This window comes from Oleiphilus sp. HI0128, from assembly GCF_001635365.1.
This window is the reverse complement of record NZ_LWGG01000774.1, coordinates 1-6,979: the sequence shown is the minus strand read 5'-3', so window position 1 is coordinate 6,979 and position 6,979 is coordinate 1. Positions and strand designations below refer to the sequence as shown.

Here is a 6,979-nt window from a genome sequence, read left to right as displayed (position 1 = left end):
ATCAACTTCGATTGCAGCGTTTACAGAAACCATATTATTGTTCTTACTGATCACTGCCGGATTATTCACCCAGGAAGCAGGATAACCAACGATCGAAGGGTTATCATCCATAAAGTCATACATCGCTTTGTCACCCAAAGCTAAGGTAAACACGTGCTTGTGCTGCATCCAGAATTTTTTCTTACCGGTCAGAACTCCCCACTGAATCAACCTAACCATCGCGGGCGAAAACAACTCAGAGTGCAGGCCTAAATTTCGGTGGCTATCTAACATTCCGAGCACCGCATTTGGCACACCACCAACTCCCATCTGCAATGTATCTTCATCATGGATATGTTCTGCAATCTGACTGGCAATTATCTTGTCTATTGGACCAGGCTCAGATAATTGCGTTTCGCACAGAGCCTCATCATGTTCGACCAGTGCATCAATCTCGGAAATATGAATGGTACATTCACCAAACGTTTTAGGCATATTCGAGTTAACCTCAACCACCACTCGCCTGGCTTTACGAATGACACTCGCGCCATAGTCGGCATTAGTCCCCAGACTAAAATAACCGTGTTTATCCATACTTGAGACTGCCACCATAAAACAATCCGGTGATATATGGGCAGTCAGCAAACGTCCAACCTGATGAAAATTAGTCGGTACAAACTGCATCCATGCTTCATCTTTTGACTCAGCCAGCGCTTGTCGGTCTGAGGCGCTTAAGAATAATGGCCTGGGCGAGATCCTCCCCGACAAAGACGGTTTAAGAAGCGTATTACGTAGATGTTCTGAGCCGTGCATGTAATACAAATTAAACGGCGCAACTCGCTCTTGTTCAGCGCATTCACTTAGCCAGCTAAGAAGTAGACGCGGCATGGCAACACTCATTCCCAGTATCAGGTTTGATACGCCAAGCATCTGCCCGGAAAGCTGCTCCTTGGAAATTTTCTTCGATTGATAAACGGCTTCAAGCATCTTGCTACTCCCCTTAAGATTCTTTTACTGTAAACCCAGTTTGAACAAACATTCTTAAGGCGGCGTGTTAGTTTAGTGAATTATTTCTTACAGGTGTGATTTCAGCTGCTTATGTCTTTTAAAAACCTATAGCTTTTTTGAGCAACATCAGCTTCAATATTGCACCAAATTAACGACCCTTCTAGCGTGAACAGCCAAACTATGAAAGCCCTAAGCATAAGCTCTCCACCAAACCTGGATAGCCTTGAACTGATAGAACAAGATCAACCAGCCCCGTTACCAGGCCAGGTAGGAGTAAGAATACGCTCCATTGGTTTGAATCGAGGCGACCTTCTATTCTGTCAAAACCGCTACTTTATCAAGCCAAACCCAGGAAGCAGGTTAGGCTTCGAAGCCGCCGGGATTGTTGACGCATTACCAGCTGACGGTAAAAGTAACTTTAAGCTAGGTGACAAAGTGGCCCTATGCCCAATGAGCTTTGATGTTCATTCACAAGGCACACTGGCAGAATATGGAGCCTATAACGAAGCATCGCTCATACCGAGCCCTGACTCGGTACCCGATGAACACTGTGGCGCAATCTGGATGGCCTACTTCACTGCCTGGGGAGGCTTGATTGAAGCGGGAGGCCTCAAACCGGGTGAAAATGTCGTTATCACCGCAGCATCAAGTTCCGTGGGTATCGCGGCTACCCAAATCGCCAACATGATTGGCGCAAACCCCATAGCCACCACAACTAGTCAAGAAAAGGCAGAAATACTGAGCCAACTCGGCGCACCGCATGTCATCGTCCAAGACAGAGATGATGAAGCTAACCTCAAATATGCCGAAGAAGTGATGAGCATAACCCAGGGAAAAGGAAGCGACCTGGTATTTGATGCCGTGGCAGGCCCTGGCACACATGGCCTGGTAAAAGCCTCAACACGAGGCGGTAGAATTGTAATTCAGGGAATGCTCGACAGGCGGCCCATGGATATTCACGCAGGTGTATTGATGAAGCGCTTGTTGACGCTAAAAGGCTATACGGTCGACCAGACACTAGAACAGGAGCAACAGAAGCAAAGAGCCATTACTGCAATTCGTCGCGGATTTAGCGAAGGTCATCTACAAGCAGTTATTGCTCAATCCTTTAGTTTGTCCGATTATCAGTCAGCTTTTTCAACCTTGTCTCTTAATAAGCATATTGGGAAAATTATTATCACGCCCTAGTAAGGAATGCTTTATACTGCCAGATATATAGACGCAAATAATAAAGATAAACCGGAAGGCCAGAATAAAAAATGCCTCATTACCATCAACAACTGCAAAGCCATGCTTTAGCTGACCTGACGAATAGAGCAAAGAGCGGCATATTAACCTATTTTGGTGTTTGGGTAATTCTGGCTTTTACCTTCAACCTTGATCAAGTCAACCCCAGCTTTCTCTATCTAAACACGGGGCTAATCATATTATTTGCTGCCTTGCGAATTGCTCATCTATTAATACTTAACCGTAGCCCCTCACCTAACATTCCCGTCTTACATCAATGGCTTGTCATCACTATTCTTGGTGCAGCACTTCATTGGGGCTGCATGTCGGCCTGGGTTATCTATGATGACAGTTTAACAGTGATGCAAACCGCTATTTTAATTATTACCCCCGCCTTCACTGTCGGCGGTGCTAGTACACTGAGCATATCTTCGGAAATCCGGACTCTCTACCCTATCTTTATGCTTCTGCCCGTGATTGGCGCCTTGATTCATGATGGCAGTACCAGCAACTTAATGTATGCCTTGTTATGCAGTATCTGCCTGACTTACATATTCACCTCTTCCAAAGCGAGCCATAACGACTACTGGTCTGCGATTACCAATCACTTGGTTGCAGAAGAGAGGGCTGAGCTCATGGAACAATTAAGCACCACAGATCCGCTCACACAGCTAAAGAATCGAATGTTCTTTGATAAAGAATACAGTAAAGAGTGGAAACGCTGCTCGCGAATGTCCTGCCCATTAAGTCTCATTATGATTGACCTGGATTTCTTCAAAAACCTCAATGATAACTATGGTCACATGTTTGGCGATGACTGTTTGAAGAAAACAGCCAAAGCGATCAACGATGAGGTTGCCCGACCTTCTGACTGCGTCGCACGCTACGGCGGTGAAGAGTTTATCGTTTTGCTACCTAATACAAACAAAAATGGTGCCGAGAATATTGCCAAGCGCATGCTTAAGGCAGTATCAGACTTAGAGTTCGAAATAGATGGTCAAGTCATCAATATTACCTGCTCCATTGGTGGTGCAACCACGACACCAAATTTTCGTAATGACCGAAGCGAGTTAGTAAAAGAAGCGGATACTGCACTTTATTACGCAAAAGAGCATGGTAGAAACCAATATTATGCACTTTCCTGAAGTCAGCACACGCCAGCTTAATTTATAAGTAGTACCAATTAGATATAGACCTGGCAACAAATACTTTTCCCAACTAACCAGCTAAATTCATTCGAAAGAAAATATAGCCTCAGCCAAAAGCTTTTTTTACCCTTTTTTTTCCTATATTATGGCCGGTTAATTATAGTTAACACCCATTTTTTTAGATTTTTTTCTACGTATTTACATTAGGAGATTCCCCTTTGTCTGGACAAGCATCAACGCTAATCTCGAACGCACGCGCTGTCGTCAGCCACGCGCAGAATGCCCTCAACACTTCTCTAAGCCATATCAAGCACCTGTGCTTGAACGAAACGGGCCGCCTTTCCGGGCATAAATTAGACGAATACCAGGTTGTATCCTATGACCTCGCCTACGCTTCTGCTGAAATTGCAGCCGCTAGCTCAATCTGTGATTACGCTGAAAAAATCAGAGCCTCTAAAGGCGAACAAGAAGAACTCTACCTCGAAGAAACGATTGCATTGATGTTCTGTGCTGAAGCCGTACAAAGCACTAAAGCTCGTCTAGCCACCAAACCCAGAGAGTTTGGTTTGTCTAAAGAACAGTTTGCTGAAAGCTTTGACAACGATGCTGTTGTGGATTTCTGCGACACCTACCTGCAAACTGCTAAACTTGTTGAGCTTGGTAAAATCATGCTAGGTCAAGATGGCTGCACAACTGATCCTTTACTTGATGAAGATAAAGAAATCATGCGTGAATCATTCCAGCGCTTTGCAACAGACGTTGTCATGCCAAAAGCAGAGCATATTCATCGCGAAGATTTGATGGTTCCTGATGAAATTCTAAAGCCATTGGTTGAAATGGGCTGTTTCGGTTTGTCTATTCCAGAGCGCTACGACGGCTTACAGCCAGACGACCGTGAAGATAACATGGGCATGATCGTTGTAACTGAAGAACTGTCTCGTGGCTCTTTAGCCGCAGCAGGTAGTTTGATTACACGTCCTGAGATTCTTTCTAAAGCTCTCATGGCCGGTGGTACTGAAGAACAGAAACAATATTGGCTGCCAAAGCTAGCTTGGGCTGACCCATCCTGCGCAGTTGCCATTACCGAGCCAGATTTTGGTTCTGACGTTGCAGGCATGAAACTAAAAGCTGAAAAAGTTGACGGTGGTTGGGTACTTAACGGCGCGAAAACATGGTGTACTTTTGGCGGTAAAGCTGGCGTTTTGTTAACACTAGCGCGTACTAACCCTGATCCAGGCTTGGGCCACAAAGGCTTAAGCATGTTCCTAGTTGAAAAACCTTCTTTCGACGGCCATGATTTTGAATACGAGCAAGAAGGTGGCGGTAAGCTAAGCGGGAAAGCAATCCCAACAATCGGTTACCGAGGCATGCACTCTTTCGACGTATTCTTCGATAATGTCTTTGTTCCAGACAGCCACTTGTTAGGTGGTGAAGAAGGCCTGGGTAAAGGCTTCTATTACACGATGGCAGGTTTCTCTGGTGGACGTATCCAAACTGCTGCACGTGCAAATGGCCTCATGCAAGCCGCTTATGAGCGTGCGATCAGCTACTCACAAGAACGTAAAGTATTTGGCCAGCCTGTGGGTGAATACCAGCTTACCCTAAGCAAACTATCTCGCATGGCGACCTTGATGACCGCTTCGCGCCAGTTTACCTACGCCGTAGGCCGTTTGATGGATGAAGGCAAAGGCCAGATGGAAGCCAGCCTAGTGAAACTATTTGCTTGTAAGTCTTCTGAGTGGCTAACACGTGAGGCATTGCAGATTCACGGAGGTATGGGCTATGCAGAAGAATCAGCAGTGAGCCGTTACTGGATTGATGCCCGCGTACTCTCTATCTTTGAAGGTGCTGAAGAGACTCTTGCACTGAAAGTAATTGCCAGAACCCTAATCGAGAACGCAGCGTAGATTGCGATTTGATTCTCAGCCAGCCAAGCTGTTGTGCTGGCTAAGCAAACCCTAAAAGAGATCATTCAAAAACTTTCCTATTGAAAGACGCTTTGACCGATCTCTAATAAACATTGAACTAGCGACATGCAGTGTCGAGGACAGAGCCTCAAGTACTCTCGGAATCGACCCACATCGGAATGAAGTAACATGAGTGAGCAAAATAAAGCGCATCTGATCTACGATAAAGAAGATAAGCCGAGCAAAGACCGTCCGTGGATTTTCAGAACCTACGCCGGACACACCAATGTTTGGGCCTCCAATGAGCTTTACCGTAATAACCTGGCAAAAGGCCAGACGGGTTTAAGTATTGCAATGGATCTCCCCACGCAATGTGGTTACAGCTCCGATCATGATATTGCGAAACCCGAGATTGGCAAGGTCGGCGTGCCGATCAATTCACTCGATGACATGGCAGTACTATTCGATAACATTCCTTTAGAGGAAATGAACACCTCGATGACCATCAATGGTACATCCATGTGGTTATTATCTTTGTATGTTGCTTTAGCTGAAGAGCGTGGCATAGATATTAGCCAGCTTAAAGGCACGACTCAAAATGACTTGATCAAAGAGTACCTGGCACGTGGTACCTACATATTCCCACCAGAAGATTCTATTCGCATTATCGTCGACATGTATGAATACTGCTTGCACAACATTCCTTCATGGAATGCTTCAAACATTTGCTCATATCACCTTCAAGAAGCCGGCGCGACGCCTGTTCAAGAACTCGCTTTCGCTCTGACAACAGCAATTACAATTCTGGATGCAATCAAAGAACGTGACTGCTTCAATGAAGAAGAGTTTGAGCGTTGCGTTGGCCGAATTTCTTACTTTGTAAACGCTGGTATGCGCTTTGTAGAAGAGACCTGCAAAATGCGCGCATTTGGCGAAATGTGGGATGAGATCACCAGTGAACGTTACGGTGTTAAGAACCCTAAATACCGTCGCTTCCGTTACGGTGTTCAGGTTAACTCTTTGGGTTTGACTGAAGAACAGCCAGAAAACAATGCATGGCGTATTCTGATCGAAACATTAGGCGTGACACTTAGCCGTAACGCACGTTGTCGCGCACTTCAGCTACCTGCCTGGAACGAAGCTCTATCCCTTCCGCGCCCTTGGGATCAGCAGTGGTCACTGCGTCTTCAGCAAGTTATGGCTTATGAAACTGACTTGCTTGAGTACCCTGACCTATTCGAAGGCTCTAAGGTTATCGAATCAAAAGTAGCTGAGCTAAAAGAGCAAGCCTTTGCAGAAATTAATAAGATTCTAGATATGGGCGGTTGTGTTGAAGCTATCAAGACCGGTTATATGAAGTCTTCTCTTGTTTCTTCTCAAGGCGAGCGAATGAGCAAGCTGGCTCAAGGCGAGCAAGTTGTGGTCGGTAAGAACAAGTGGACAGACGGTATTGAATCACCACTCGTTGGAGACAGTGACGGCGGTATATTTATGGTCGACGCTGAAGCTGCTCAGAAAACCATTGATGCCTTAAACAATACACGAACCAGCCGCGATGCCGCCCGTGTAGAAGCTTCTCTAAAAGCCTTGGCTGAAGCCGCAAAAAATGGCGAAAATATGATGGCAGCCTCTATTGAATGTGCAAAAGCGCGCGTAACCACGGGCGAATGGTCAGATACCTTACGTGAAGCCTTCGGCGAATTCCGTCCA

General features: G+C 45.8%; 5 protein-coding genes. 4 read left to right on the top strand and 1 reads right to left on the bottom strand.

Translation table 11 applies throughout. The features are described 5' to 3' along the window. The coding region (locus A3763_RS10950; RefSeq protein WP_068760018.1) for an acetyl-CoA hydrolase/transferase family protein at nucleotides 1–966 on the bottom strand (966 nt) is incomplete at its 3' end. Between the two features lie 201 nt (nucleotides 967–1,167). Here A3763_RS10950 and A3763_RS10945 point away from each other — a divergent pair. The 4 genes from A3763_RS10945 to A3763_RS10930 form a co-directional block, all read left to right on the top strand. Continuing rightward, complete coding sequence (locus A3763_RS10945) at nucleotides 1,168–2,175, top strand: zinc-dependent alcohol dehydrogenase family protein (protein ID WP_068513777.1); 1,008 nt, start codon at nucleotides 1,168–1,170, stop codon at nucleotides 2,173–2,175. 71 nt (nucleotides 2,176–2,246) lie between these two features. After that, the gene (locus tag A3763_RS10940) at nucleotides 2,247–3,359 is read left to right on the top strand and encodes a GGDEF domain-containing protein (RefSeq protein ID WP_068513774.1); all 1,113 of its coding nucleotides are present in this window, start codon (nucleotides 2,247–2,249) and stop codon (nucleotides 3,357–3,359) included. A gap of 221 nt (nucleotides 3,360–3,580) precedes the next feature. Beyond that, nucleotides 3,581–5,269: an acyl-CoA dehydrogenase family protein gene (locus tag A3763_RS10935; RefSeq protein ID WP_197469631.1), complete on the top strand. Its 1,689-nt coding sequence runs from the start codon at nucleotides 3,581–3,583 to the stop codon at nucleotides 5,267–5,269. 189 nt (nucleotides 5,270–5,458) lie between these two features. Then, nucleotides 5,459–6,979 (top strand): methylmalonyl-CoA mutase family protein (locus A3763_RS10930; protein ID WP_068760017.1); only part of this gene is annotated, 1,521 nt, incomplete at its 3' end.

Bases quoted from the DNA above. Each gene is read 5' to 3' on its own strand.
- A3763_RS10945 (WP_068513777.1), top strand. From the start codon at position 1,168: ATGAAAGCCCTAAGCATAAGCTCTCCACCAAACCTGGATAGCCTTGAA.
- A3763_RS10940 (WP_068513774.1), top strand. From the start codon at position 2,247: ATGCCTCATTACCATCAACAACTGCAAAGCCATGCTTTAGCTGACCTG.